The organism is Kutzneria sp. NPDC052558 (assembly GCF_044547355.1).
GTDB lineage: Bacteria > Actinomycetota > Actinomycetes > Mycobacteriales > Pseudonocardiaceae > Kutzneria.
The window spans coordinates 68,958-94,241 of record NZ_JBIUAG010000019.1; the positions used below are offsets into that span (position 1 = coordinate 68,958).

Genomic DNA, 25,284 nt, shown 5'->3' on the forward strand with positions numbered 1-25,284 from the left:
AATCCTTGAGCGGCACCGTGTTCAGCATCGCCCTCGGTGGACCTGGACGTCGACCGGGTTGTCGCCGGCCCGGACGCTGCCTTCAGCGAGGCGGACCGGGGCCATGAGCAGCCGGGGGTGGACTACCGGCCGCCGTGTGGCTGACTCAGCTCAGGGTGCCGGCGAACAACGCCCTGTGCACGGCCAGGTAGGCCGGGCACGGGAAGGTCGGGCGGGGCTGCCACCAGTGGTCGGGGCGGCAGGCGCCGCAGCGGCCGTGCTGGTCGGGGGAGTGCTCGCTGAGCAGGGTCGCCACGGCGTCGACGACGCGCGGGAGCTGCCGGCGGGTGACGCTGCTGACCAGGCCGTCGTCCGGGTCCCGGGCGAGATCGGCCAGCATCGCCAGATGCCGGTTGAGCTCGTCGTCGAGCTCGCGGAACATGACTACCTCCGAGCGGTTCGGCCACACCTGGTGCGTGGCCGAGTCTGCGCCGGTGCGGCCGGGAAAAGACCGGCCCGTCACCCCACCGGGAACGAAATCACTCGTTAGTGAGCCCTCTCACGATGTGGAAGGACCCTCGACTCGGCCGCACACCGTCGGTTACGGTGGTCCCCGTTAGGTCATGAGTGCCAGCGTCAAGCCCCGGCTAGCTGGCCGGCAACCCTCCTCCGCGGTGGGGTGCCCCGGGTGAGGACCAGGCCCGTCGCACACGGCGACCGGGCAAGCGCGGACCCACTCCAGGCGGGTCCCTGACCCGAGGAGCACCCCTGTGACCATCGCGATCCCGCCGGCCCGCAACACCACCGACATCCCCACCGTGCCCGCCGTCGTGGGCGCCCGCCTGTCGGTGCCGCTGGTGACCGGGGAGCGCATCCAGTACGCCAACCTCGACCACGCGGCCAGCGCGCCCTGTCTGGAACAGGTCCGCGACGCGGTCGACGAGCTGCTGCCCTGGTACGCGAGTGTCCACCGTGGCGCGGGTTTCGCCTCGCAGGTGTCCACAAAGGTCTATGAGCAGGCGCGGGACACGTTGCGGCGCTTCGTGGGCGCGCGCTCCTCGGACACGGTCGTGTTCACCCGCAACACCACCGACTCGCTCAACCTTCTCGCGAAGTCGTTGCCGCGCCGCACTTCCGTGGTGCTGTTCGACACCGAGCACCACGCGGCGCTGCTGCCGTGGCGTGGCCCGAACGTGCGCCGCGTGCAGACGCCCGAGTCGACGGCCGCGGCCGTGCCGGCGCTGGAGGCGGCGCTGAAGCTGTGCCCGGAGGGCCCGCGGCTGGTGGTCGTCACCGGTGCGTCCAATGTGACCGGTGAGCTGTGGCCGGTGGCCGAACTCGCGGCCGTGGCCCGCCGCTTCGGCGCGCGCATCGTGCTCGACGCCGCGCAGCTGGCGCCGCACCGCCCCGTGGACATCAAGGCCCTGGACGTCGATTACGTGGTGCTGTCCGGCCACAAGCTCTACGCCCCCTACGGCGCGGGTGCGCTCATCGGCCGCGCCGACTGGCTGGAGGCGGCCGAGCCGTACCTGGTCGGCGGTGGCGCCACCAAGAACGTCGTGGACTGGGGCGACCACCTGGGCGTGTCGTGGTCCGCGGTGCCGGAGCGGCACGAGGCCGGCTCGCCCAACGTGGTCGGCGTGCACGCGCTGGCCGCCGCCTGCGACACCATCACCCGTCACGGCTGGGACCGCATCGTCGGGCACGAGCAGGCGCTGCTGACCCGCCTGCGCGAGGGCCTGCGCACCGTGCCCGGCCTGCACGAGCTGAGCATCTTCCCCGGCTCGGACCGGGTCGGCGTCGTCAGCTTCACCATCCACGGCCACGAGGCCGGCCTCATCGCCGCCGCGCTCTCCGCGGAGTACGGCATCGGCGTGCGTGACGGCGCGTTCTGCGCGCACGTGGCCACCCGCCGCCTGCTGGGCCGCGTCGACGCCACCGAGCAGCGCGCCCTGCGCGCCAGCCTCGGCCTCGGCAGCACCACCGAGCACGTGGACCGCCTCGTCGGCGCCCTGCGCAAGCTGGTCACCGAGGGGCCGAAGTGGACATACGTGCAGCAGGACGGCCGCTGGGCGCCGGCCGACGACAACCGCCCGCTGCCGCCGTTCGTCGCCGCCTGAGGTGCGAATTTGAGCTGGTCCGCGGCTGAGGGACAATGGGTGGCGTGAGCACCGAGCCCAACACCGAACCGGTCGCGGCGCAGCGGCTGCTGCCCCGCCGGATCGGCCTGCTGGTGACGGCCGCCGTCGTGGCGCTGGCGCTGGACATCGTCACCAAGGCCCTGGTCGTGGCCAACCTGGAGGGCAAGCCGCCGGTGTCGCTGGCCGGCGGCCTGGTCTACCTGGACGTCATCCGCAACCCGTACGCCGCGTTCTCGCTCGGCGTCACCGGCATGACCTGGGTGTTCAGCGTGATCTGCGTCGGCGTGCTGGCCGCGATCATCTGGGTGGCGCCGCGGCTTCGCTCGCGGGGCTGGGCCGTCGGGCTCGGCTTCGTGTTCGGCGGCGCGCTGGGCAACCTGCTGGACCGCATCTTCCGCGCCCCCGGCGCGCTCCAGGGGCACGTCGTCGACTTCATCTCCGTGTTCGGGCCGAACGCCCAGTACTTCCCCGTGTTCAACTTCGCCGACTCGGCGATCTGCGTGGGCGGCGCGCTGATCGTGCTGATGGCGATCCTGGGCCGGGACTACGACGGTCGCTCGACGCGGGAGGCCAAGACCAGTGAGTGACCTGCGCGAGCTGCCCGTGCCCGACGGTCTCGACGGCATGCGTGTGGACGCCGGCCTGTCCAAGCTGCTCGGGCTGTCCCGCACCACCGTCGCCACGCTGGCCGACTCCGGCGACGTCGTCGTCGACGGCCGCGCCGTCGGCAAGTCCGACCGGCTCATCGCCGGCGCCTGGCTGGAGGTGACGCTGCCCGCGCCCGCGCAGCCCGTCACCGTGCAGGCCGTGCCGGTCGAAGGATTGGTCATCCTGCACGAGGACGACGACGTCGTGGTCGTCGACAAGCCCGTCGGCGTCGCCGTGCACCCCAGCCCCGGCTGGACCGGCCCCACCGTCGTCGGCGGCCTCGCCGCCGCCGGCATCCGGATCTCCACCTCCGGCGCCGCCGAGCGGCAGGGCGTCGTGCACCGCCTCGACGCCGGCACCACCGGCGTGATGGTCGTGGCCAAGAGCGAGCACGCCTACACCGTGCTCAAGCGGGCGTTCAAGGAACGCACCGTGGACAAGGTCTACCACGCCCTCGTGCAGGGGCACCCCGATCCCACGCGCGGCACCATCGACGCGCCCATCGACCGGCACCCCAAGCACGACTACAAGTGGGCCGTCGTCGCCGGCGGCCGTCCCAGCGTCACCCACTACGAGATGCTGGAGGCCTTCCGCGCCGCCTCGCTGCTCGAGGTGCACCTGGAGACCGGCCGCACCCACCAGATCCGCGTGCACTTCTCCGCCCTGCGCCACCCGTGCGTCGGCGACCTCACGTACGGGGCCGACCCCGTGCTGGCCAAGCGCCTCGATCTGACCCGGCAATGGCTACAGGCCAAGACCCTGTCGTTCCACCACCCCGCCGACGGCGAATGGGTGACCTTCGAGAGCCAGTACCCGGACGACCTCCGCATCGCCCTCGACCGCATCCGCGCCGAAAGCTGACCTCCACCTCTTTCGCCACATGCGCTTCCTACTTGGCACCTGAACCCACATGGGAAGCGCATGTGGCAATCCCCCCGGTTGTACGCCACATGCGCTTCCTACTTGGCGTCTGATGCCACATGGGAAGCGCATGTGGAAAAAACTGGGGGGTGGGTGGGCGGCGAGGTGCGGGGGAGCTAGACCTCGATCTCCCAGGTGAGGGAATGGGCGGGGTCGTCGGGGCGGGGGCTCCAGCGGACCGAGGTGAGGTCGGTGGAGTCGGGCAGCACGTAGACGGTGTGGCCGCCGGCGGTCTCGCCGGGCTGCACGCCGATGCGGTGCGGGGGCCGGGAGGACAGCGACACGGGGGCCTTGGACACCGTCTGACCGTCGGCGGCGACCAGGAGCAGGTACAGGTCGGGCAGCGAGGAGAAGGGCACGGTGCCGCGGTTGGTCAGCTCGGTGTGCACGACCACGGCCCGCTCGCCCTCCTGGAGGCGGTAGCCGGCGGCGGTGAACAGGAAGTCGGCGGGGTCGACGACCTCGACGAGCTGGATGGACAGCTGCTCGCCCTCCAGGCCCACGGTCTGCTGCGTGGAGCCGACGGTGAACTTGGGCGGCGGCACGGGCTCGGCCTTGACGGTCTGCTGATCACCCCGGGCCCACGCGGACGTCTGCGGCGGGCCCCACGTGCCGCCGACCGGTTGGGCCTGAGGCTGTGGCGGCACGGGCGGAGCGGGCTGCTGGACCGGGAACGGCACGCTCTGCGGGGCCACCACGTTCTGGGGAGGCGCGTACTGGGGCGGCGGTGCGTACTGCGGCTGGGGATGCTGCTGCTGGTACTGGGGCGGCATCTGCTGCTGCGGCGCGTACTGCGGCTGCTGTTGTGGTTGCTGCTGCTGGGGATACGCCGGCCACTGCTGCTGCGGGCGGCTGGCGGCGGCCAGCGCGGCGCGGATCCCGTTGGGGTCGCATTCCACGCCGACCAGCAGCGGCAAACCGGCCGCGGACAGCGCGACCAGGCGCGCCGCGGCCTCCCTCGGGTCCATGCCCAGCCGTGCGGCGACGTCGTGCACAGCGGCCCGCCCGGTCTCGGCAATCAGCGAGAGCAGGCGGAAATCGACAGGATCCGGCACAGCCACGCCTGGCACGCTACCCGGTCGGCCGCCGCGTCGTCCGTCCCGGTGCGCCCGCGGCCAGAAGATCACCTGCCCAGGTGGGGTAACAGTGACGGAACCTGGACGTAAAAGGGGGTTCCTACCTTCGGTTGCCATGACCGTCACCGCGCAGAAGACCGGGCCCAAGCGCCGCTATGCCTGGCTGGCGGCCAACGAGGACAGCGAGGACTATTCGCTGCGCTACGCGGCCAACGCCTTCCGCCGTTGGTCCCCGTTCTCGGTGGCCAGCACCGCGCTGGGCGGCATCGCCTATCTCGCCGACTTCGCCATCGGCGCGAGCATCGTGATGCTGCACGGCTTCTCGTCGGCGGCGCTGGCCATCGGCATCGCCGCGGTGGTCATCTTCCTGACCGGCATCCCGATCGCGACCGCCTGCGCCCGCTACGGCGTGGACATGGACCTGCTCACCCGGGGCGCGGGCTTCGGCTACTTCGGGTCGACCCTGACCTCGTTGATCTACGCCAGCTTCACGGTGATCTTCTTCTCGCTGGAGGGGTCGATCATGGCGCAGGCGTTCCAGCTGGCCTTCGGCTTGCCCCTGGCCCTGGGCTACCTGCTGACCACGCTGATCGTGCTGCCGTTCGTGCTGTTCGGCATGCGGGCGCTGGCCAAGATGCAGGTGTGGACCCAGCCGGTGTGGCTGGCTGGGCTGGTGCTGCCGTTCATCGTCGTGCTGGCCACGCATCCCGAGAAGTTCGGGCAGTTCACCTCGTTCGGCGGCGGGCTGTCGCTGACCGGGGTCGGGCTGGGCGCGGGCGTGGCGCTGTCGCTGATCGGGCAGATCGGCGAGCAGGCCGACTACCTGCGGTTCATGCCGACCAGGACCGACTCCAACCGGCGGGCCTGGTGGGCGGCCGTGATCGCCGCCGGGCCCGGCTGGGTGGTGCTGGGAGCGCTCAAGCAGTTGGGCGGCGCGTTCCTGGCGTTCTGCGCGTTGGGGGCGATCGGACAGTCCGCCGTCCTGGAGCCGATCGCCCCCTACGTGGAAGCCGTCCGGCCGGCACTGGGCGCGGTGACCCTGCCGCTGGCCGCGCTGTTCGTGATCGTCTCCCAGATCAAGATCAACACTACCAACGCCTACTCGGGCTCGCTGTCGTTCGCCAACTTCTTCTCCCGGGTGCTGCACCGGCATCCGGGGCGCGCCTGGTACGTGCTGGTCAACTGCGGCATCGCGTTGGCCCTGATGGAGTTCGGCGCGTTCGCGTTCCTGAACAACATCCTCGGCTTCTACTCGAACGTGGCGATCGCGTGGATCGGGGCGGTCGTCGCGGATCTGGTGATCTGCAAGCCGCTGGGCTGGAGCCCGCCGTACATCGAGTTCAAGCGGGCCTACCTGTACGCCGTGAACCCGGTCGGCTTCGGCTCCATGGTGCTGGCGTCGGTGGTGTCGGTGGTCGCCTACTTCGGTGCCTTCGGGCCGATCGCCGCCGCGTGGAGCCCGTTCATCGCGCTGGCCATCGCCATGGTCGCCGTGCCGGTGATCGCCAAGGCGACCGGCGGCAAGTACTACCTCGCGCGGCCGAACCTGGTGTCCGGCCCCGATTCCGGCGCGGCGGACCTCACCGTGACGCACGACTGCGTGGTGTGCGAGGACCCGTACGAGCTGCCGGACATCGTCGACTGCGTGCACCACGGCGGCGCGGTGTGCTCACTGTGCTGCACGCTGGAAACCGCGTGCGGACAGGCGTGTCAGACCACCGGGCCCGTGCTGGTGCCGCTCAGCTCCCCAGCGCGGCAAGGTTGCGCACCGTGAGCGTCGTGTCAGTGTGACCGGGTCCGAGGATCCGGCGCTTGATGTCGATGGCGCGTCGGAAGTACCGGCGCGCCTCGTCCTTGTCGCCCCGGGCGGCCAGCACCATGCCGAGGTCGTTGCACGTGACGGCGACGTCGTAGTGGTCGGCCGGGTACACCCGCTCGAACACGGCCAGCGCCTGCCGGTACAGGTCCTCCGCCTCGTCCAATCGGCGCTGCCCCAACAACAACGACGCCAGCGCTGCCCGGTCCGCCGCCACCGACGGGTGGTCCGGGCCGTGCGTTCGCTCGCGTAGCTCCACCGACTTGCGGGCGTGCGGCTCCCCTTCCGCGTGCCGGCCCCGGGAGTGCTCGATGCCGCCGAGGTTGTGCCAGACGGCCGCGGCCGCCGGCTCGTCCGGGCCGATCAACGCCAGCGCCTCGCGGTAGACCCGCTCCGCGTCGTCGTAGCGGCCCGCGTACTTGTGCACGACGCCCAGGCCGCACAGCAAGGTCGCGGTGTCCTCCTCGGCGATGCTCAGCGCCGCGAGGTACAGGCCCTCCGCCTCGTCCAGACGGCCCCGGATCCGGGCGATCTGGGCCAGGCTCGCCAGCGCGTGCACCCGCAGCCGCCCGTGCGGCGGCAGGTCCGTGAGCGCCACCGCCCGCAGCGCGTGGTGCTCGGCCTCGTCGTACCGGGACAGCCGCTCGTGGATCGCGCTCAGCGCCACGTGGATGTTGGCGGCCCGCTCCGAGTCCGGCTCCACCTTGGTCAGCGCCGCCCGCGCCGGCTCCACCGCCTCCAACGCCCGGCCCGCGTCGAACCGGCTGCGGGCCGTGGCGAGCAACTCAGCGACGCTCACCGGCGACCTGGTTGTGGTAGTGCGGCTCGGTTGCGGGCCACAGCTCTTCCAGCGACACCTCGTTGTGGTTGGCCTTCTCGTCCAGAAGCCAGACGAGCTCCTCGACCGAGGTCTCGTTGTGGTTGGCCTTCTCGTCCAAGATCCAGAGCAGGTCTTCGTCCATGTCGCGCAGCCTCACCCGGGAGGGGCGTGCGCGGAAGGGGGCCTGCCCCTAGAGGAACCAGGAATCCCCCTTCGGGCACAGCGTCGACAACCCCGCGTCGACCTGCGGCGATGCGCCCCCCGGAAGTTCGGTGGCGAAACGCCGTGGGGCGCGTTCGAATACGGAGGGAAACCGAGGCAAGATAGACGGCGCTCGTCGTTCAGCCCAGGGGAGGCCGCCTACCATGTCCGACTCGTTCGTGCACCTGCACGTGCACACCGAGTACTCGATGCTCGACGGGGCCGCCAAGCTCAAGGACATGTTCACCGAGTGCGATCGGCTGGGCATGCCGGCGGCCGCGATCACCGATCACGGCAACATGTACGGGGCCTACGACTTCTACAAGCAGGCCACCGCCGCCGGGATCAAGCCGATCATCGGCATCGAGGCGTACATGGCGCCGGGCTCCCGTCACGAGAAGAAGCGCATCACCTGGGGCGAGCCGCACCAGAAGAACGACGACGTGTCGGCCAGCGGCGCCTACACCCACCAGACGATCTGGGCGGCCAGCAAGGAGGGCCTGCACAACCTGATGCGGGCCTCCAGCTACGCCTCGATCGACGGCCAGCTGGGCAAGTGGCCGCGGATGGACCGCGAGCTGATCGCCGCCAACTCCAAGGGCCTGATGGCCACCACCGGCTGCCCGTCGGGCGAGGTGCAGACGCGGCTGCGGCTGGGCCAGGACAAGGAGGCCCTCCAGGCCGCCTCGGACTGGAAGGACATCTACGGCGAGGGCAACTTCTTCGTGGAGCTGATGGACCACGGCATCGAGATCGAGAGCCGGGTCCGCGACGGCCTGGTCACCGTGGCCAAGCAGCTCAACCTGCCGTTCGTGGTGACCAACGACTCGCACTACACCTACGACACCGACCGCGACGCCCACGGCGTGCTGCTGTGCGTGCAGACCGGCAAGACGCTGCAGGACCCGACCCGGTTCAAGTTCGACGGCACCGGCTACTACCTGAAGTCGCCGGAGGAGATGCGCGCCATCGACTCCTCCGACCCGTGGCAGGAGGGCTGCCGCAACACGCTGCTGGTGGCCGAGAAGGTCGACACCACCGGCATGTTCGAGTTCCACAACCTGATGCCGCGGTTCCCGATCCCCGAGGGCATGACCGAGGACGAGTACTTCAAGCAGCAGGTCTGGGCCGGCATGGAGCGCCGATTCCCGGGCGGCGTGGACGAGGAGCACCGCAAGCAGGTCGAGTTCGAGATCGGCGTCATCCTTCAGATGGGCTTCCCGGCCTACTTCCTGGTGGTCGCCGACTTCATCATGTGGGCCAAGAACAACGGCATCCGGGTCGGCCCGGGCCGAGGCTCGGCCGCGGGCGCGCTGATCGCCTACGCGATGGGCATCACCGACCTGGACCCGCTGGCCCACGGCCTGATCTTCGAGCGGTTCCTCAACCCCGACCGGGTCAGCCCCCCCGACATCGACATCGACTTCGACGAGCGCAGGCGCGGCGACGTCATCCGGTACGTGACCGAGAAGTGGGGCGAGGACAAGGTCGCCCAGGTGATCACCTTCGGCACCATCAAGGCCAAGGCGGCGATCAAGGACTCGGCCCGCGTGCTGTACGGGCAGCCCGGCTACGCGGTGGCCGACCGGATCTCCAAGGCCTACCCGCCGGCCGTGATGGCCAAGGACATCCCGCTCAACGGCCTGTTCGACCCGAGCCACAAGCGCTACGCCGAGGCCACCGAGATCCGCGCCCTCTACGAGCAGGACCCGCAGGTCAAGGAGATCATCGACACCGGCCGGGGCCTGGAGGGCCTGATCCGCAACGCCGGCGTGCACGCCTGCGCGGTGATCATGTCCGCGGAGACGCTGACCGACCACATCCCGGTGTGGAAGCGGCCGCAGGACGGCTCGATCATCACGCAGTTCGACTACCCGACCTGCGAGACGCTCGGCCTGCTCAAGATGGACTTCCTGGGCCTGCGCAACCTCACCGTCATCGACGACACGATGAAGAACATCACGCTCAACGGCAAGACCCCGCCCGACCTGGACACCCTGCCGCTGGACGACAAGAAGACCTACGAGCTGCTGTCCCGGGGCGACACCCTCGGCGTGTTCCAGCTCGACGGCGGCCCCATGCGCGACCTGCTCCGCCTGATGCGCCCGGACAACTTCGAGGACATCTCCGCCGTCGGCGCGCTCTACCGGCCCGGCCCGATGGGCGCCAAGTCGCACACGAACTACGCGCTGCGCAAGAACAAGCAGCAGGAGATCACGCCGATCCACCCGGCGCTGGCCGAGCCGCTCAAGGACATCCTCGGCACCACCTACGGCCTGATCGTGTACCAGGAGCAGGTCATGGCCATCGCGCAGAAGCTGGCCGGCTACACGCTGGGACAGGCCGACCTGCTGCGCCGCGCGATGGGCAAGAAGAAGAAGGAGATCCTGGACAAGGAGTTCGCCGGCTTCGAGAAGGGCATGCTGGACAACGGCTACCCGGCCGACGCCGTCAAGACCCTCTGGGAGATCCTGGTCCCGTTCGCCGACTACGCCTTCAACAAGGCCCACTCGGCCGCGTACGGCCTGGTGTCGTACTGGACCGCCTACCTGAAGGCCAACTTCCCGGCCGAGTACATGGCCGGCCTGCTCACCTCGGTCGGCGACGACAAGGACAAGGCCGCCATCTACCTGGCCGAGTGCCGCAAGATGGGCATCACCGTGCTGCCGCCGGACGTCAACGACTCGATGCGCGAGTTCGCGCCGGTCGGCGACAGCATCCGGTTCGGCCTGGGCGCGATCCGCAACGTCGGCGCCAACGTGGTCGACTCGATCGTGGCCGCCCGCGAGGCCAAGGGCGCGTTCGTCGACTTCTCCGACTACCTGCGCAAGGTGGACGCCAACGCCTGCAACAAGAAGGTCATCGAATCGCTGATCAAGGCGGGCGCGTTCGACTCGCTGGGCCATCCGCGCAAGGGCCTGCACATGGTGCACATCGAGGCCGTCGACGCGATCATGGACACCAAGAAGGCGGAGGCGGTCGGCCAGTTCGACCTGTTCGGCGGCGGGGACGACGGCGAGGACAACGCCGGCGGCGTGTTCGACGTGAAGGTGCCCGACGAGCAGTGGGACTCCAAGCACCAGCTGACCCTGGAGCGGGAGATGCTGGGCCTGTACGTGTCCGGCCACCCGCTCAACGGGGTGGAGCGGGTGCTGGAGGCCCAGTCCGACACGGCGATCGCCACCATCCTGGAAGGCAACCTGCCCGACGGCGCGCAGGTCACCGTGGGCGGCATCCTGGCCTCGGTGACCCGGCGGATCAACAAGTCCGGCGACTCGTGGGCCTCGGCCCAGTTGGAGGACCTGGCCGGCGGCATCGAGGTGCTGTTCTTCCCGAAGACCTACTCGGTGGTCGGCATGAGCCTGGCCGAGGACGCGATCGTGCTGGTCAAGGCCCGCATCGCCAAGCGGGACGACCGGATCTCGCTGATCGCCAACGACCTGGCCCTGCCGGACCTGGAGATGGCGGCCAGCGGCATGCCGGTGAAGCTGACCATGCACGCGGCCAAGTGCACCCGGCCGCTGGTGGCCCAGCTCAAGGACGTGCTCAAGTCGCACCCCGGCTCCACCGAGGTGCACCTGAACCTGATGAACGGCCGGCGCGGCACCATGCTGCGGCTGGACGACGCGCTGCGGGTGGAGCCGTCACCCTCACTGATGGGCGATCTCAAGGCCCTGTTGGGACCGGGTTGCCTGGGCTGAAAGGCCTGTGACCCCGGGCACATTCGTCGATAATGGATGCGCCCGGGGCACCCCCTCGGCACACTGGAGTAAACGGGGTTAACCTATCGTTGGTTAACGCTGATTACGTGGCACGAGGGGAGAGCCCCATGACAGGCACCGAGACGGCGCCCGCCGAGTTGTTCACGCCGGAGTTCTTCCAGAACCCGCAGTCGATCCAGGCCCGGTTACGCGCCGACGCGCCGGCCCACGAGGTGATCACCCCCAACAACTTCCGCGTGTGGGTGGTCACCCGGTACGAGGACGCCAAGGCGGTGCTGGCCGACCCGACCGTGCAGAAGAACAGCGCCGGCATGCGCGCGGCCATGGAGCTGGCCAGGACTGGTGACGGCCAGGCACGGGAGTTCGCGCCGGACCTGAGCCAGCACATGCTGTCCATGGACCCGCCGGACCACACCCGCCTGCGCCGGCTGGTCACCAAGGCCTTCACCGCCCGCCGCATCGAGCAGATGCGGCCGCGGATCGAGGAGATCACCGCCGAGCTGCTGGGCCAACTGTCCGCCGGCGACGAGGTCGACCTGCTGGACGTGTTCGCCTTCCCGCTGCCGATCACCGTGATCAGCGAGCTGCTCGGCGTGGACGACGAGGACCGCGAGCAGTTCCGCCGCGCCTCCAACACCCTGATCTCCAGCTCCGGCCCGGAGGCGACGCAGCAGGCCGGGCAGTGGATGGCCGGCTACTTCGCCAAGCTCATCGCGGCCAAGCGGGCCAACCCGGGCGAGGACCTGCTGTCGGCGCTGATCGAGACCAGCGAGGACAGCGACCGGTTCAGCGAGCAGGAGCTGATCGGCATGGCCTTCCTGCTGCTGGTGGCCGGGCACGAGACCACGGTCAACCTGATCGGCAACGGCGTGCTGGCCCTGCTGACCAACCCCGAGCAGCTGGCGCTGCTCAAGTCCGACCCGTCGCTGATGGCCTCGGCCGTCGACGAGTTCCTGCGCTTCCGCAGCCCGGTCAACATGGCCACGTTCCGGTACACCACCGAGCCGGTCGTGCTCGGCGACGTCACCATCCCGGCCAACGCCCTCGTGCTGGTCGGCCTGGGCTCGGCCAACCGCGACGGCGCCCACTACGACCACGCCGACGAGCTCGACATCACCCGGCCGGTCGGCGGGCACCTGGCCTTCGGCCACGGCATCCACTACTGCCTGGGCGCGCCGCTGGCCCGCCTGGAGGGCGAGATCGCCTTCCGCGGCCTGCTCAAGGCGTTCCCCGACATGAAGCTGGCCGGCTCCGCCGACGAGCTCCAGTGGCGAATCAGCATCCTGATCCACGGACTTGAGAAGCTGCCGGTCGTCCTGTAGCTATCGAGGGCATGCCAGGACGAGTAGAACTGCCCGGTAGCACTCGCCCGGCGGCCCCAGGCGTCGTCCCGGCCGGCACGCTCGATCCCGCCACCGTGATCACCGCGACCGTGGTGCTCCGGCGGCGGGCCGAGCTGCCGGCCGCTCTCGTGTACGGGCCGTCCACCATCGGCCGGCAGGACCTCGCCGACCGCTACGGCGCCGATCCCGCCGACGCGCAACGGGTTCGCACCGTCCTGAGTGGACTCGGCGTCGAGGTGGTGGCCGAGGACCCGGCCTCCCGCCGCCTGACCGTCCGCGGCGACCTGGCCGCCCTGCACCGCGCCTTCGGCGTCTCCCTGGTCGGCGACGCCCGCCACCGCCGCCGGGTCGGCGCCCTGGAGGTCCCGGCCGAACTGGACGGTGTCGTGCAGGCCGTGCTCGGCCTGGACGACCGCCCCCAGGTCCGCCGCCCCCGCGTCCAGATCGACGCCAACGCCAACACCGATTCCGGCACCGGCACCGACACGAACTCCGGCGCCGACACAGGCACCGGCTCCGGCTCTGACTCGGGCCCGGGCACCGGCGCTGGTGTCGAGGCGCCCAGGGTTTCCTATACACCTCCTCAACTCGGCAGGATCTATGGGTTTCCGGCGGCGGTGGCCGGTGTGGACCAGACCGTCGCGGTGGTGGAGCTCGGCGGCGGCTACACCGATGCCGAGCTGTCGCAGTACTTCCAGGACATCGGGGTCGGACCGGTGTCGGTGCGGGCGGTGGCGGTGGACGACGGGGCGAACGCGCCCAACACCACCGGCGATGACGAGGTGTTGCTGGACATCGAGGTGATCGGCGGCCTCGCGCCGGAGGTGCGGCAGGTGGTGTACTTCGCGCCCAATACCGATCAGGGCTTTGTCGACGCGGTGAGCGCGGCGGTGCACGCATTGCCCACGCCGGTGGCGGTGAGCATCAGCTGGGGCGCGGCCGAGGACCTGTGGACCGAGCAGACCCGCAGGGCCCTCGACGACGCCTTCGCCGACGCGGCCGCCCTCGGTGTCACCGTGATCGTCTCCAGCGGCGACTGGGGCGCCGCCGACGAGCTGACCGACGGCCGGCGGCATGTGGACTTCCCGGCGTCGAGCCCGCACGTGTTGTCCTGCGGCGGAACCACGCTGCACGCCGACCCCTCGACCGGCGTGATCGACAGTGAGACCGTGTGGAACAACGGCGTGGGCAAGAACGCCACCGGCGGTGGGGTCAGTGTCTTCTTTCCCCGCCCGGACTACCAATCCATTTGTGGCACACCGGATGGCGGTCGGGGTGTGCCCGACGTCGCCGGCGTGGCCGATCCGCGGACCGGGTATTCCGTTCTGGTGCACGGGAAAACCTCTCCCGCCGGCGGCACCAGCGCCGTCGCCCCGCTCTGGGCCGCGTTGGTGGCCCGCCTGGCGCAGCAGCTGGGGCGCCCCCTGGGACTGCTGCAACCGTTGCTGTACAAGGATTCTCAACCGGGTGTGCTCGCGGCCGGCTTCCGGGACGTGACCGCCGGCGACAACCAGGGCTATCCGGCCTCGCCGGGCTGGGACCCGTGCACGGGCCTGGGTTCCCCGGACGGCGCCGCCCTGCTGGCGCGGCTCAAGGGCTGTTGAAGGTCACCTCCGGGTTGCTCGGGGTGGGGCCGGCCAGGATCGGCTCCGGCCGGCACGACAGCGTCTGGTCGAAGAACGCGGTGACGTAGTCGCGGGTGATGGCGACGGCCCGGTCGGCCGGCAGGCCCGGCATGGGGGCGCCGAACTGGGCCAGCAGGGTGGGCGCGTCGGTGAAGGAGTAGTGGTTGGACCCGGTGACGGTGAGCCACCGCTTCCAGCCGCTGAGCTCGGGCCAGACCTGGTCCCAGGTCGAGTCCTGGCCGCCGGGGCCGTGGCCGGCGTTGCCGAGCATGAGGAACGGCCGGCTCATGCCGTCGCGTGCGTCGACGTGGAACGCGCCGTCCATGTCGACGCCGGCCTTGATCCGCGGATCCGCCTCCATCGCCGCCAGTGCGCTCGCGCCGCCGATGGAGTGGCCGGCCATGCCGATCCGGTTCGGGTCGATCAGCCCGGGGTACCGAGTGGTCAGCTGATCGATGACGAACGAGGCGTCCTTGGCCCGGTTGAGCACCAGCGGGCGGAGGTCCTCGGCCTCGCAGGCGAGGCACGGCAGCATGCGGTCGCCGGGGAACAGGGTGCCGACGGATTCGTAGGCATGGTCGAGGGAAGCCACGACGTAGCCGTGACTGGCTAAGTCCTCGGCGAGGGTGGTCAGCGTGTAGCGCGGTGCGCCGAGACCGGGGGACAGCAACACCAGCGGATGTCGGCCGGGCAGCGGGGCCTGGGCGTGGCTGTTGGTCGTGGCGTCGGCGAAGGCCTGGGCCGCGGCGGCCGGAAATCCCTGGGCCTGCACGAGAAGCGTGGTCTCGGCGGCCGAGGCGTAGGGCACGGGCGGCCCGCCGGGGAAGGCCGGGTAGTAGAGGCTGACGATCAGCTCACGGGAGTTCGCCGGGGCCCAGATGTCCGGCCGGCTGCGGTCGACGAGGTGCAGGGTGCTGCTGCCGACCGGAAGCGGTCCGGTCGGCGCGGGCAGGTGGATGCCCGTGACGGTCGCGGCGACCATGGCCGCTGCGGTCAGGAATGTCATCACGCATCGAACGCTAGGGCGGCCGGCACCTCGCCCGCGTCTGTCTGGAGATGTGTTCTGGCCCTATATCCCGGGATATAGCTCAGCGGTTTCTCAGCTGGTGGGGCCTACTTTGTCCGCGTGAACCGAACCGTGGCGGCGGACGCCGCGCTCGCCGCCGCGCTCTTCCTGGCGACCTTCGCCCTGGTGCCCGACGCGTGGCCGTTGCAGGTCGCGCTGACGGCCCCGCTGGCCTGGCGTCGGCAGGCGCCGGTCCTGGTCTTCGGCCTGGTCGCCTCGGCCGCGTTCGTCCAGCTACTGCTGGAGATCAGGCTGCCGGCGGACATCGCGCTGCTGGTGGCGATCTATACGGTTGGCGCGCACACGGGACTGCGCCGGCTGCTCGCCGCCGCGGCGGTGCTGGAGGCCGGCATCATCGCGTACGCCCTCAGCTGGGGCGGATTCCTCGTTGCCGCAACGAGTCTGACCATCGGCGCCGTCGCGGCGGCGGCGCTCGGCGTTGTCATGCGGACGCGTCGGGCCCAAGTCACAAGGGAACTGGAACAGGCCGTGGCGCTGGCTCGGCCCTCCTTCCCGGAGGGCGTGCTCGACGCGCTCACCGCCCGTGAACGAGAGATCCTCATGGAACTGGCCGCCGGTCGCACCAACGCCGAGATCGCCGGCCGGCTGCACCTCGCCCACTCGACGGTCAAGGTGCACGTCAGCCGGATCCTGCCGAAACTGGGCCTGCGCGACCGCACCCAGGCGGTGGTGTTCGCGTACGAGACCGGACTGGTGCGGCCGGGTTAGGGTCCTCGCCGTGACCCCCGACGAGCTGCTCGCCCTGGACCGCGCCCACGTCTGGCATCCCTACGGCCCGATGCCCGGCCGGATCGACCCGCTGGTGGTCACCGACGCCGAGGGGGTGCGGCTGCGGCTGGCCGACGGGCGGGAGCTGGTCGACGGCATGGCCTCCTGGTGGTCGGCCATCCACGGCTACCGCCACCCGGTGCTCGACGCTGCGGTCACCGACCAGCTGGGGCGGATGAGCCACGTCATGTTCGGCGGCCTCACCCACGAGCCCGCCGTGGCGCTGGCGGCCAAGCTGGTGGAGATCACCCCCGAGCCGTTGCGGCACGTGTTCCTGGCCGACTCCGGCTCGGTGTCGGTGGAGGTCGCCATCAAGATGTGCCTCCAGTACTGGCGGTCGCTGGGGCGGACCGGCAAGACCCGGCTGCTGACCTGGCGTCGGGGCTACCACGGCGACACCTTCCACCCGATGAGCGTGTGCGACCCCGAGGGCGGCATGCACTCCCTGTGGACCGGCGTGCTGCCGCGGCAGGTGTTCGCCGACCCGCCGCCGCGCGAGTTCGAGCACGACTACGTGCAGCACCTCGTGGACCTGGTCGAGCAGCACGCCGACGAGCTGGCGGCCGTGGTCGTCGAGCCGGTGGTGCAGAACGCCGGCGGCATGCGCTTCCACGACCCCCGCTACCTGCACGTGCTGCGGGAGGTCACGCTGGCCAACGACGTGCTGCTGGTCTTCGACGAGATCGCCACCGGCTTCGGCCGCACCGGCGAGCTGTTCGCCGCCGACCACGCCGGCGTCAGCCCCGACGTGATGTGCCTGGGCAAGGCCCTGACCGGCGGATACATGACGATGTCGGCGGCGCTGTGCACGTCGGGGGTGGCCGAGGGCATCTCCCGCGGCGAGGTGCCGGTGCTGGCCCACGGTCCGACCTTCATGGGCAACCCGCTGTCCTCGGCCGTCGCCAACGCCTCCATCGACCTGCTGCTCGGGCAGGACTGGCGGGGTGAGATCAAGCGGATCGAGACCGGCCTGCACGCCCTGGAGGCCGCCCGTGAGCTGCCCGGGGTCGCCGACGTGCGGGTCTTCGGCGCGATCGGGGCCGTGCAGCTCGACCACCCGGTCGACATGGCCGCCGCGACCAAGGCCGCCGTCGACCACGGCGTGTGGCTGCGGCCGTTCAACGACCTCGTCTACACCATGCCGCCGTACGTCATCGGGGACGACGACCTGTCTCAGGTCTGCAACGCCATCATTGCGGCCGCGGCGGTCGGCTGAGCCCGACCCCGGCCCAGCCACTAATCTGACGGGTCGTGAACATCCTCGTCATCACCGGCACGGGCACCGAGGTCGGCAAGACCATGGTCACGGCGGCCTGTGCGGCGCTCGCGGTGGACAGCGGCCAGCGGGTCGCCGTGGTCAAGCCGGCCCAGACGGGCGTCGGCCCGCAGGAGCCGGGCGACCTGGACGAGGTGGCCCGGTTCGCCGGCAAGATCACCACGCGTGAGCTGCGGCGCTACCCGGAGCCGCTGGCCCCGGACACCGCCGCCACCCGCGCCGGCCTGCCGCAGGTGCACCCGGCCGAGATCGCCTCGGTGGTGGCCGAGCTGGCCGCCGAGCACGACCTGGTGCTGGTCGAGGGCGCTGGCGGGCTGCTGGTGCGGTTCGACGACGAGGGCGCGACCCTGGCCGACGTGGCCTGGGCCCTCAACGCCATCGTGCTGATCGTGGCCGAGGCCGGCCTCGGCACCCTCAACCACACCGCGCTGACCGCCGAGGTGCTGCTCAAGCGGGGCATCGAGTGCGCGGGCGTGGTGATCGGCAGCTGGCCGGCCGAGCCGGACCTGGCCTCCCGCTGCAACCTCGTCGACCTGCCCGAGGCGGCCGGCGGGCCGCTGCTCGGGGCGCTGCCGGCGGGCGCGGGGCTGCTGGACCCCACGGACTTCCTGGAGGTCGCGCGGGCGGCCATGTCGCCGTGGCTGGGCGGCACGTTCGACCCGGACGTGTTCGCCGAGCAGTTCACGGCCTGAGCAGCGTGAGGCTCGTAACACGAGACGTGCCGGTCGGGTGCGGCAGACTGCATTCGACGCCGAGTGAGGAGATCAGTTAGTGACCGAGCTTGCGAGGGCACCATTCACCACAGAGGCCTCGGTCGCAGACTCGCCGAGCGCTAGCGAGGTGGGACTGTGACCGCCGTGGACACCGACATCATCGCCATCGCCCGTGAGCAGGTGCTGGAGCGCGGCGAGGGGTTGTCCCAGGAGCAGCTGGTCGAGGTGCTGCGGCTGGGCGACGACCGGCTGGAGGAGCTGCTGGGGCTGGCCCACGAGGTGCGGATGCGCTGGTGCGGGCCGGAGGTCGAGGTCGAGGGCATCGTCAGCGTGAAGACCGGCGGCTGCCCCGAGGACTGCCACTTCTGCTCCCAGTCCGGCCGGTTCCCGTCGCCGGTCCGCTCGGCCTGGCTGGACATCCCCGGCCTGGTGCGCAGCGCCCGCGAGACCCGGGACACCGGGGCCACCGAGTTCTGCATCGTGGCCGCCGTGCGCGGGCCCGACGCGCGGCTGATGTCCCAGGTCAAGGCGGGCATCCAGGCCATCCGCGAGGACGGCAACGACATCCAAATCGCCTGCTCGCTGGGCATGCTCACGCAGGAGCAGGTCGACGAGCTGGTGGCGATGGGCGTGCACCGCTACAACCACAACCTGGAGACCGCCCGCTCGCACTTCCCGAATGTGGTCACCACGCACACGTGGGAGGAGCGCTGGGAGACCCTGCGCATGATCCGCGAGGCCGGCATGGAGGTCTGCTGCGGCGGCATCATCGGCATGGGCGAGACCGTGGAGCAGCGGGCCGAGTTCGCCGCGCAGCTGGCCGAGCTGGGCCCGGACGAGTGCACGATGAACTTCCTGATCCCGCAGCCGGGCACCCCGTACGAGCAGTACGAGGTGGTCGAGGGCCGCGACGCGCTGCGCACCGTGGCCGCGTTCCGGCTGGCCATGCCCCGGCCGCTGCTGCGGTTCTCCGGCGGCCGCGAGCTGACCTTCGGCGACCTGGGCACCAAGCAGGGCATGCTGGGCGGCATCAACGCGATCATCGTCGGCAACTACCTGACCAACCTGGGCCGGCCGGCCGCGCAGGACCTGGAGATGCTCGACGAGCTCCAGATGCCGGTCAAGGCTCTGAGCCAGACGTTGTGAGCGCCGAGTTCTGCGCCCGCTGCGGCCGTGTCGCGGCCGAGGGCGACCATGGGCACTGCGCGGTCATGCTGGCCTCGATCGACCCGCCGCGGTTCTGTGCGGACTGCGGACGGCGCATGGTGGTCCAGGTGACTCCAGCCGGATGGGTGGCGCAGTGCAGCCGACACGGCGAGCGCACGTCGACGTCACCCTCGGTCGGCTAGGGTCACCAGGATGTCGGAGCAAGCGGGCGAGCGGGCCGAGCCGATGCGCATCCCGCCGGTGACGGAGAAGGATCCGGAGCCGTCGTCGGCCGTCGTCGGGGCCCCGCCCGAGGTGCCGTCGGTGGCCGCGATCATGGCGATGCTGCCGGCCGCCAGACGTCCTCGCGTGGTGGTCAAGCGGGACCTGCTGCCGGCGGTCAGCGTGCTGTCCACGGTGGCCCTGACCGGGCTGCTGGTCGGCTGGCTGTGGTCGATCCTGGCCCCGGCCCAGCGGGTGATCCTGGTCGACGGCCAGCAGATCCCGCTGCTGGACGAGAGCTACCACCGGTTCGACGACCTGATCCTGTTCGTGCTGCTCGGCCTGGGCATGGGCCTGGTCGTCGGCGGCCTGGTCTGGCTGCTGCGCGAACGCCGCGGCCCGGTGATCATGATCGCCGCCGTGCTCGGCTCGGCCCTGGGCGCGTGGCTGGCGATGAAGGTCGGCGTGTCCTGGGCCGGCGGCCACTACGCCCTGGCCGGCACCCCGGCCAACCGCACCGTCTTCGACCAGGCCCCGGTGCTGGAGTCGAGCTGGGTCATCCTGGCCCAGCCGCTGGCCACCGCCCTGGCCTACGGCACCATGACCGCCTGGAACGGCATGGACGACCTGGGCCGCCGCCTCGGCTGAGCCCCCTCACTCGATGCTCCTCGACGCTAGGAAGGGGGCTTTCCTCCACTCCGAGTGGAGGAAAGCCCCCTTCCTAGCGTCACTAGTTGGCGCTGGGTTTGACGCTGAACTCGGACATGGCCGCCGGGACTGCCCGCAGCTCGCGCAGGATGCCGGTCTCGCGGTTGAGCACCCGGCGCACCATTCGCAGGCGCCGCAACGGGTTGCGTTCCTCCAGCAGGCCCTGTCGGTCCTCGATGGTCAGTAGGCAGTCGGCGGCCAGCAGGTGCGCCAGCGTGCCGGTGTCCGCGCCGATTTCCGGCTCGGCCCAGTCCTCCCGGTGCCAGGCGGCGTTGCAGTAGCGCCGATGCGCGGCCCGCGCCGACTCGGACAGCTGCGGCGCGGCGGCCACGCTGGCCGGCGCGACATCGGCGTCGGGCAGCCATTCCACGCTGCCCAGCAGGTACGGCGCGCTGCCGGAATCCAGGTCCAGCAGGCGAAACCGGCGCTCGCCGCGGGTGACGATGTCGAACCGCCCGTCGGGCAGCCGGTTGACCTGGCGCAGCGTCGCCGAGCAGCCGACCTCGTGCAGTTGGGAGAGCTCGTCCACGTCGGTGAACCAGCCCTGCCGGATCGCGACCACGCCGAAGCTGCGCCCGGTCACCGCGCCGGTCACCAGATCCACCGTCAGCTGCCGGTAGCGCGGCTCGAAGATGTGCAGTGGCAAGGACGCTCCGGGCAACAGCACGGTGCCCAGCGGGAAGATCGGGAGCGTCTCGGCCACGCCGTCTACCGTACGTCGGAGCCGGATCCCTTGCTGGGTGGTCGCAGCACGGCGAACGGATCAGTCACGAGCATGCCGTGCCCGGTGAACCGGAACAGCGCAGCTGGGCGGCCTCCGGACGGCCCCGGCGGCGAGGTGTGACCAGTGGCCTCCAACAGGCCGCGCCGGGACAGCACGCGTTGCAGGTTGGTGGCGGCGACCCGGTAGCCTAGCGCCGCCGAGTACAGCTCGCGCAGCTGCGAGATGGTGAACTCCGGCGGCGCCAGCCCGAAGCCGAGGTTGGTGTAGGACAGTTTGGCCCGCAGCCGGCCCTGGGCCCGTCGCACGATCGCGTCGTGGTCGAAGGCGGTGTCGGGCAGGTCGTCCACCGGGTGCCAGGCGGTGTCCTCGGGGACCTCGGGGTCGACGTCGCACGGGATGAGCCCGAGGAAGGCGCTGGCGACGACGCGGGCGCCCGGCACCCGGTCCGGCGCGCTGAACACGGCCAGCTGCTCGACATGCGCCAGCTTCCTGACGTCCACCTTCTCCGCGAGCTGCCGGCGGATCGAGGTCTCCACGTCCTCGTCGTCCCGGAGCCAGCCACCGGGCAGTGACCAGCGGTGGGCGTGCGGTTCCTGAGCGCGTCGCCAGAGCAGCACCTGGAGTGATTCCCGCCTCACCTGGAGCACCGCAGCCAGAACGTCATTGCGTGTTAACCGGGGTGGGCTGATAGGATCTGGCATGTTTTCGATTGTAAGGCGAAAACTGGGGGACCGCAAACCGAGGAGGAACCATGGCCGCTACCGCGCAGTTGGAGCGGACCGAGGACGGCTGGACCGGGGTCCGGCCGGACGCCGCCTGGCGGGAGGAGGTCCGCCGGCTGGCCGACAAGCACGACGCCGTCCTGCTCGCGCACAACTACCAGTTGCCCGAGATCCAGGACATCGCCGACCACACCGGCGACTCGCTCGCCCTGAGCCGCATCGCGGCCAACAGCAGCGCGTCCACGATCGTCTTCTGCGGCGTGCACTTCATGGCCGAGACGGCGAAGATCCTCAGTCCGGACAAGCGGGTGCTCATCCCGGACGCCCGGGCCGGCTGCTCGCTGGCCGACTCGATCACCGGCGAGCAGCTGCGGGAGTGGAAGGCCGAGCACCCCGGCGCGGTGGTCGTGTCCTACGTGAACACGACCGCCGAGGTGAAGGCCGAGACCGACATCTGCTGCACCTCCTCGAACGCCGTGGACGTGGTCGCCTCCATCCCGGCCGACCGTGAGGTGCTGTTCTGCCCGGACCAGTTCCTCGGCGCGCACGTGCGCCGGGTGACCGGCCGGGACAACCTGCACGTCTGGGCCGGGGAGTGCCACGTGCACGCCGGCATCAACGGCCCCGAGCTGGCCGACCGGGCCGCCGCCAACCCGGAGGCGGACCTGTTCATCCACCCCGAGTGCGGCTGCGCCACCTCGGCGCTCTACCTGGCCGGCGAGGGCGCGGTGCCGGCGGACAAGGTGAAGATCCTGTCCACCGGCGACATGCTGACCGCCGCCCGCGCCACCAACGCCCGCAGCGTGCTGGTGGCCACCGAGGTGGGCATGCTGCACCAGCTCCGCAAGGCCGCGCCGGAGATCGACTTCCAGGCGGTCAACGACCGGGCGTCCTGCCGGTACATGAAGATGATCACGCCCGCGGCGCTGCTGCGCTGCCTGCGTGACGAGGCCGACGAGGTCTTCGTGGACGCCGACACGGCCTCGCGGGCCCGGGCCTCGGTGCAGCGGATGATCGAGATCGGCCAGCCCGGCGGTGCCGAATGAGGCCCCGCTGGGAGGCCGACGCCGACCTGGTGGTGGTCGGCTCCGGTGTCGCCGGCCTGACCGCCGCGCTGGACGCGCAGGCCCTGGGCCTGCGGGTTCTGGTCGTCACCAAGGCGGCGCTGGGCGACGGCAACACCCGCTGGGCCCAGGGCGGGGTCGCCGTGGTGCTGCCCGGCGAGCACGAGGAGGGCGACACCGTCGACCGGCACGTCGCCGACACGCTGACCGCCGGCGCGGGCCTGTGCGACGCGTCGGCGGTCGCGGCGATCATCGCCGACGGCCCGGCGGCGGTGGAACGTCTGCGCCGGTGGGGCGCGGTGTTCGACCAGGGGGAGGACGGCAAGCTGGCGCGTACCCGGGAAGGCGGCCACACGGCGTTCCGTGTTGTGCACGCCGGCGGCGACGCGACCGGAGCCGAGGTCGAACGCGCCCTGCTGGCGCAGGCCCGCGATGGCCGGATCGCCATGCTGGACAACCACGTCGCCGTGGAGGCGTTGCGCACGCCGTCCGGTGCGGTGGCCGGATTGCTGGTGCTGGACGGGGAAGGCGTGCCGGGCGTGCTGCGCGCGCCGGCCGTGCTGCTGGCGACCGGCGGCCTCGGGCAGATGTACCAGGCCACCTCGAATCCCGAGGTCGCCACCGCCGACGGCCTGGCGCTGGCCCTACGGGCCGGGGCCGTCGTCGCGGATCTGGAGTTCGTGCAGTTCCACCCGACCGTGCTGTACACGGGTTCCGGCGCCCGGGGCCGCTGCCCGCTGGTGACCGAGGCCGTGCGGGGCGAAGGCGCGGTTCTGGTCGACGCCAACGGTTCCCGCGTGATGGTCGGCGTGCATCCGCTGGCCGACCTGGCTCCTCGTGACGTGGTGTCGGCGGCGATCACCCGTCGTATGAACGAAACCGGCACGGATCACGTGTTCCTCGACGCCACGCATCTGGCCGGCGAGGCCTTCCGTGGTCGCTTCCCAACCGTGCACGCCGCCTGCGCGGCAATCGGCGTCGACCCGGCTGTGGACCCGATTCCCGTTGCCCCGGCAGCACATTTCTCGTGCGGCGGCGTGGTCGCCACCGTCGAGGGGCGGACGGCCGTGCCCGGCCTGTACGCCGCCGGCGAGGTCGCCCGGTCCGGTCTGCACGGCGCGAACCGCTTGGCCTCCAACAGTTTGCTGGAGGGATTGGTCGTCGGCGCCCGGGCCGCTCGGGCGATCGCCTTCGACCGGGCCAACGGCCTGCTCGGCGATCCGCGCAGGGCGGAGCTGCTGGGTTCGCTGGCGTGGGCCGTGACCGAGCGGGATGTGTTGCAGCGCACCATGTCCCGGCACGCTGCGATCGGCCGCACCGTGGACGGCCTGGCCACGGCCACCGCCGTGCTGGAGAAGTCGACCGTCGTCCGTCCACTTCGGACACGGGTCGGCGTCGAGGACGCGGCCCTGACCATGGCCGCCGAGATCCTGCTGGCCGTGGCGGCCGAGCGCACCGAGTCGCGCGGCTGCCACGTCCGCGACGACTATCCGAACCGCAACGACGCCTCGTGGCAGCGGTCCATCCCGGTGCGCCTGGACGCCGCCGGCCGGCCGTTCCTGTCCGAGCGTCCTCTGCTCGGGGGTGTGGCGTGAGCATCGACATCGACGATCTTCAGCGGGTCATCAAGACCGCGCTGGCCGAGGACCTTCGTTACGGCCCGGACGCCACCACCCTGGCCACCGTGCCGTCCGACGCCGTGGCCGTCGCCAGCTTCACGCCGCGCAAGGCCGGTGTGATCGCCGGCGTGCCGGCTGCGCTGGCCGTGCTCGACGAGGTCACCGACTACGAGCTCGTGTCCAAGGTCGACGACGGCGCCCACCTGGCCGCCGGCTCCCCGGCCCTGGTCGTGCGCGGTCCGGTTCGTGGCCTCGTCACCGCTGAGCGGACAGCCTTGAACCTGCTGACCCACCTGTCCGGCATCGCCACCGCCACCGCGGCCTGGGTCGCCGCCATCGAGGGCACCGGATGCGCGGTACGGGACTCACGCAAGACCCTTCCCGGCCTTAGGTTGTTGCAGAAGTACGCGGTGCGGTGCGGCGGCGGCGTCAACCACCGCCTCGGCCTCGGCGACGCCATCCTGATCAAGGACAACCACGTCCAGGCCGCCGGCTCGGTCAGCGCCGCCCTCGCCGCCGCCCGGGCCTACGCGCCCACGCTCACGTGCGAGGTCGAGGTCGACACCCTCGACCAGCTCGACGAGGCCCTCGCGGCCGCCGCCGAACTCGTGCTGCTGGACAACTTCACGCCCGAGCAGTGCGCCGAGGCCTTCCGCCGCACCAAGGCCGCCGGCACCGGCACCCTGCTGGAGGCCTCCGGCGGCCTGACCCTGGACGTCGCCCGGGTCTACGCCGAGACCGGCGTCGACTACCTGTCGGTCGGCGGCCTCACCCACTCCTCGCCGGTCCTGGACCTGGGGATGGACATGTAGCCGAATCAGCCCACGCGGACGTGGGGCCCCGCGCCCGCACCCCCCCCGGGCCCCCCCGGGGGGCGCCCCCCCCCCCCCCCCCCCCCCCGGGGGACCCCCCCCCAAAACCACCCGACGGCCGGCCCGGGCGG

The 25,284-nt window shown here is 71.2% G+C and carries 22 protein-coding genes and 1 riboswitch; of the genes, 15 read left to right on the forward strand and 7 right to left on the reverse strand.

Going from position 1 to position 25,284, the window contains the following annotated elements; all coding sequences use genetic code 11:
• Positions 1-145: 145 nt before the first annotated feature.
• The gene (locus ACIG5F_RS30180) at positions 146-421 is read right to left on the reverse strand and encodes a hypothetical protein (protein WP_396523237.1); all 276 of its coding nucleotides are present in this window, start codon (positions 419-421) and stop codon (positions 146-148) included.
• 177 nt (positions 422-598) lie between these two features.
• Positions 599-713, forward strand: a riboswitch (SAM riboswitch).
• Between the two features lie 36 nt (positions 714-749).
• On the opposite strand from ACIG5F_RS30180, the gene ACIG5F_RS30185 reads away from it, so the two are divergent.
• Genes ACIG5F_RS30185 through ACIG5F_RS30195 form a run of 3 tightly spaced genes read left to right on the forward strand, consistent with a single transcriptional unit; the run spans position 750 to position 3,629 of the window.
• Entirely contained in the window at positions 750-2,099 is a 1,350-nt protein-coding gene (locus ACIG5F_RS30185; RefSeq protein WP_396523239.1) for an aminotransferase class V-fold PLP-dependent enzyme, read from the forward strand.
• Between the two features lie 35 nt (positions 2,100-2,134).
• Positions 2,135-2,707 (forward strand): signal peptidase II, encoded by a 573-nt coding sequence (lspA, locus tag ACIG5F_RS30190; RefSeq protein ID WP_211765939.1) that lies wholly within the window; start codon positions 2,135-2,137, stop codon positions 2,705-2,707.
• A 37-nt stretch (positions 2,708-2,744) separates the two neighbouring features.
• Positions 2,745-3,629 carry an RluA family pseudouridine synthase gene (locus ACIG5F_RS30195; RefSeq protein WP_396523382.1) on the forward strand — a complete coding sequence of 295 codons (885 nt, stop codon included), beginning with the start codon at positions 2,745-2,747 and terminating at the stop codon, positions 3,627-3,629.
• Between the two features lie 176 nt (positions 3,630-3,805).
• Here ACIG5F_RS30195 and ACIG5F_RS30200 read toward each other — a convergent pair whose 3' ends face one another.
• On the reverse strand, positions 3,806-4,750 hold the full coding sequence (locus ACIG5F_RS30200; RefSeq protein WP_396523241.1) for an AsnC family protein: 945 nt from the start codon (positions 4,748-4,750) through the stop codon (positions 3,806-3,808).
• Between the two features lie 130 nt (positions 4,751-4,880).
• On the opposite strand from ACIG5F_RS30200, the gene ACIG5F_RS30205 reads away from it, so the two are divergent.
• Entirely contained in the window at positions 4,881-6,539 is a 1,659-nt protein-coding gene (locus ACIG5F_RS30205; protein WP_396523243.1) for a purine-cytosine permease family protein, read from the forward strand.
• Here the strand turns inward: ACIG5F_RS30205 and ACIG5F_RS30210 are convergent.
• Both ACIG5F_RS30210 and ACIG5F_RS30215 read right to left on the reverse strand, forming a co-directional pair.
• Complete coding sequence (locus ACIG5F_RS30210) at positions 6,505-7,380, reverse strand: tetratricopeptide repeat protein (RefSeq protein ID WP_396523245.1); 876 nt, start codon at positions 7,378-7,380, stop codon at positions 6,505-6,507. The two genes, ACIG5F_RS30205 and ACIG5F_RS30210, sit on opposite strands and share 35 nt — an antisense overlap.
• Positions 7,367-7,543: a hypothetical protein gene (locus ACIG5F_RS30215; protein ID WP_396523247.1), complete on the reverse strand. Its 177-nt coding sequence runs from the start codon at positions 7,541-7,543 to the stop codon at positions 7,367-7,369. Before ACIG5F_RS30215 ends, ACIG5F_RS30210 begins: the two co-directional genes overlap by 14 nt.
• A gap of 223 nt (positions 7,544-7,766) precedes the next feature.
• Here ACIG5F_RS30215 and dnaE point away from each other — a divergent pair, with 223 nt between their 5' ends.
• From dnaE to ACIG5F_RS30230, 3 genes are all read left to right on the forward strand, one after another.
• The gene (dnaE, locus tag ACIG5F_RS30220; protein WP_396523249.1) at positions 7,767-11,303 is read left to right on the forward strand and encodes a DNA polymerase III subunit alpha; all 3,537 of its coding nucleotides are present in this window, start codon (positions 7,767-7,769) and stop codon (positions 11,301-11,303) included.
• A gap of 128 nt (positions 11,304-11,431) precedes the next feature.
• Positions 11,432-12,646, forward strand: a complete 1,215-nt coding sequence (locus ACIG5F_RS30225) for a cytochrome P450 (RefSeq protein ID WP_396523251.1) — start codon at positions 11,432-11,434, stop codon at positions 12,644-12,646.
• An 11-nt stretch (positions 12,647-12,657) separates the two neighbouring features.
• Positions 12,658-14,271 (forward strand): protease pro-enzyme activation domain-containing protein, encoded by a 1,614-nt coding sequence (locus ACIG5F_RS30230; RefSeq protein ID WP_396523253.1) that lies wholly within the window; start codon positions 12,658-12,660, stop codon positions 14,269-14,271.
• On the opposite strand, the gene ACIG5F_RS30235 is transcribed toward ACIG5F_RS30230, so the two are convergent.
• Positions 14,258-15,298 (reverse strand): alpha/beta hydrolase family protein, encoded by a 1,041-nt coding sequence (locus tag ACIG5F_RS30235; RefSeq protein ID WP_396523383.1) that lies wholly within the window; start codon positions 15,296-15,298, stop codon positions 14,258-14,260. The two genes, ACIG5F_RS30230 and ACIG5F_RS30235, sit on opposite strands and share 14 nt — an antisense overlap.
• Before the next feature lie 120 nt (positions 15,299-15,418).
• Here ACIG5F_RS30235 and ACIG5F_RS30240 point away from each other — a divergent pair, with 120 nt between their 5' ends.
• The 5 genes from ACIG5F_RS30240 (at position 15,419) to ACIG5F_RS30260 (ending at position 20,152) form a co-directional block, all read left to right on the forward strand.
• Complete coding sequence (locus ACIG5F_RS30240; RefSeq protein ID WP_396523255.1) at positions 15,419-16,087, forward strand: response regulator transcription factor; 669 nt, start codon at positions 15,419-15,421, stop codon at positions 16,085-16,087.
• Between the two features lie 10 nt (positions 16,088-16,097).
• Entirely contained in the window at positions 16,098-17,363 is a 1,266-nt protein-coding gene (locus ACIG5F_RS30245; protein WP_396523257.1) for an adenosylmethionine--8-amino-7-oxononanoate transaminase, read from the forward strand.
• A gap of 35 nt (positions 17,364-17,398) precedes the next feature.
• Complete coding sequence (gene bioD / locus ACIG5F_RS30250) at positions 17,399-18,115, forward strand: dethiobiotin synthase (RefSeq protein WP_396523259.1); 717 nt, start codon at positions 17,399-17,401, stop codon at positions 18,113-18,115.
• 156 nt (positions 18,116-18,271) lie between these two features.
• Positions 18,272-19,282 carry a biotin synthase BioB gene (bioB, locus tag ACIG5F_RS30255; RefSeq protein ID WP_396523261.1) on the forward strand — a complete coding sequence of 337 codons (1,011 nt, stop codon included), beginning with the start codon at positions 18,272-18,274 and terminating at the stop codon, positions 19,280-19,282.
• Between the two features lie 246 nt (positions 19,283-19,528).
• Positions 19,529-20,152 carry a DUF2567 domain-containing protein gene (locus tag ACIG5F_RS30260; RefSeq protein ID WP_396523384.1) on the forward strand — a complete coding sequence of 208 codons (624 nt, stop codon included), beginning with the start codon at positions 19,529-19,531 and terminating at the stop codon, positions 20,150-20,152.
• A gap of 82 nt (positions 20,153-20,234) precedes the next feature.
• Here the strand turns inward: ACIG5F_RS30260 and ACIG5F_RS30265 are convergent, their stop codons facing one another.
• Both ACIG5F_RS30265 and ACIG5F_RS30270 read right to left on the reverse strand, forming a co-directional pair.
• On the reverse strand, positions 20,235-20,915 hold the full coding sequence (locus ACIG5F_RS30265) for an LON peptidase substrate-binding domain-containing protein (protein ID WP_396523263.1): 681 nt from the start codon (positions 20,913-20,915) through the stop codon (positions 20,235-20,237).
• A gap of 5 nt (positions 20,916-20,920) precedes the next feature.
• Positions 20,921-21,637 (reverse strand): NUDIX domain-containing protein, encoded by a 717-nt coding sequence (locus tag ACIG5F_RS30270; RefSeq protein WP_396523265.1) that lies wholly within the window; start codon positions 21,635-21,637, stop codon positions 20,921-20,923.
• A gap of 50 nt (positions 21,638-21,687) precedes the next feature.
• Here ACIG5F_RS30270 and nadA point away from each other — a divergent pair, with 50 nt between their 5' ends.
• The 3 genes from nadA to nadC are packed head-to-tail and all read left to right on the forward strand — an operon-like array spanning position 21,688 to position 25,153.
• Positions 21,688-22,704, forward strand: a complete 1,017-nt coding sequence (gene nadA, locus ACIG5F_RS30275; RefSeq protein WP_396523267.1) for a quinolinate synthase NadA — start codon at positions 21,688-21,690, stop codon at positions 22,702-22,704.
• Positions 22,701-24,317: an L-aspartate oxidase gene (locus ACIG5F_RS30280; protein WP_396523269.1), complete on the forward strand. Its 1,617-nt coding sequence runs from the start codon at positions 22,701-22,703 to the stop codon at positions 24,315-24,317. Before nadA ends, ACIG5F_RS30280 begins: the two co-directional genes overlap by 4 nt.
• Positions 24,314-25,153: a carboxylating nicotinate-nucleotide diphosphorylase gene (gene nadC, locus ACIG5F_RS30285; protein ID WP_396523271.1), complete on the forward strand. Its 840-nt coding sequence runs from the start codon at positions 24,314-24,316 to the stop codon at positions 25,151-25,153. Before ACIG5F_RS30280 ends, nadC begins: the two co-directional genes overlap by 4 nt.
• Positions 25,154-25,284: the final 131 nt, after the last annotated feature.

Bases quoted from the DNA above. Each gene is read 5' to 3' on its own strand.
- ACIG5F_RS30180 (WP_396523237.1), bottom strand. From the start codon at position 421: ATGTTCCGCGAGCTCGACGACGAGCTCAACCGGCATCTGGCGATGCTG.
- lspA (WP_211765939.1), top strand. From the start codon at position 2,135: ATGGGTGGCGTGAGCACCGAGCCCAACACCGAACCGGTCGCGGCGCAG.
- ACIG5F_RS30195 (WP_396523382.1), top strand. From the start codon at position 2,745: ATGCGTGTGGACGCCGGCCTGTCCAAGCTGCTCGGGCTGTCCCGCACC.
- ACIG5F_RS30205 (WP_396523243.1), top strand. From the start codon at position 4,881: ATGACCGTCACCGCGCAGAAGACCGGGCCCAAGCGCCGCTATGCCTGG.
- ACIG5F_RS30215 (WP_396523247.1), bottom strand. From the start codon at position 7,543: ATGGACGAAGACCTGCTCTGGATCTTGGACGAGAAGGCCAACCACAAC.
- dnaE (WP_396523249.1), top strand. From the start codon at position 7,767: ATGTCCGACTCGTTCGTGCACCTGCACGTGCACACCGAGTACTCGATG.
- ACIG5F_RS30225 (WP_396523251.1), top strand. From the start codon at position 11,432: ATGACAGGCACCGAGACGGCGCCCGCCGAGTTGTTCACGCCGGAGTTC.
- ACIG5F_RS30230 (WP_396523253.1), top strand. From the start codon at position 12,658: ATGCCAGGACGAGTAGAACTGCCCGGTAGCACTCGCCCGGCGGCCCCA.
- ACIG5F_RS30235 (WP_396523383.1), bottom strand. From the start codon at position 15,298: ATGACATTCCTGACCGCAGCGGCCATGGTCGCCGCGACCGTCACGGGC.
- ACIG5F_RS30260 (WP_396523384.1), top strand. From the start codon at position 19,529: ATGCGCATCCCGCCGGTGACGGAGAAGGATCCGGAGCCGTCGTCGGCC.
- ACIG5F_RS30270 (WP_396523265.1), bottom strand. From the start codon at position 21,637: ATGCCAGATCCTATCAGCCCACCCCGGTTAACACGCAATGACGTTCTG.
- nadA (WP_396523267.1), top strand. From the start codon at position 21,688: ATGGCCGCTACCGCGCAGTTGGAGCGGACCGAGGACGGCTGGACCGGG.
- ACIG5F_RS30280 (WP_396523269.1), top strand. From the start codon at position 22,701: ATGAGGCCCCGCTGGGAGGCCGACGCCGACCTGGTGGTGGTCGGCTCC.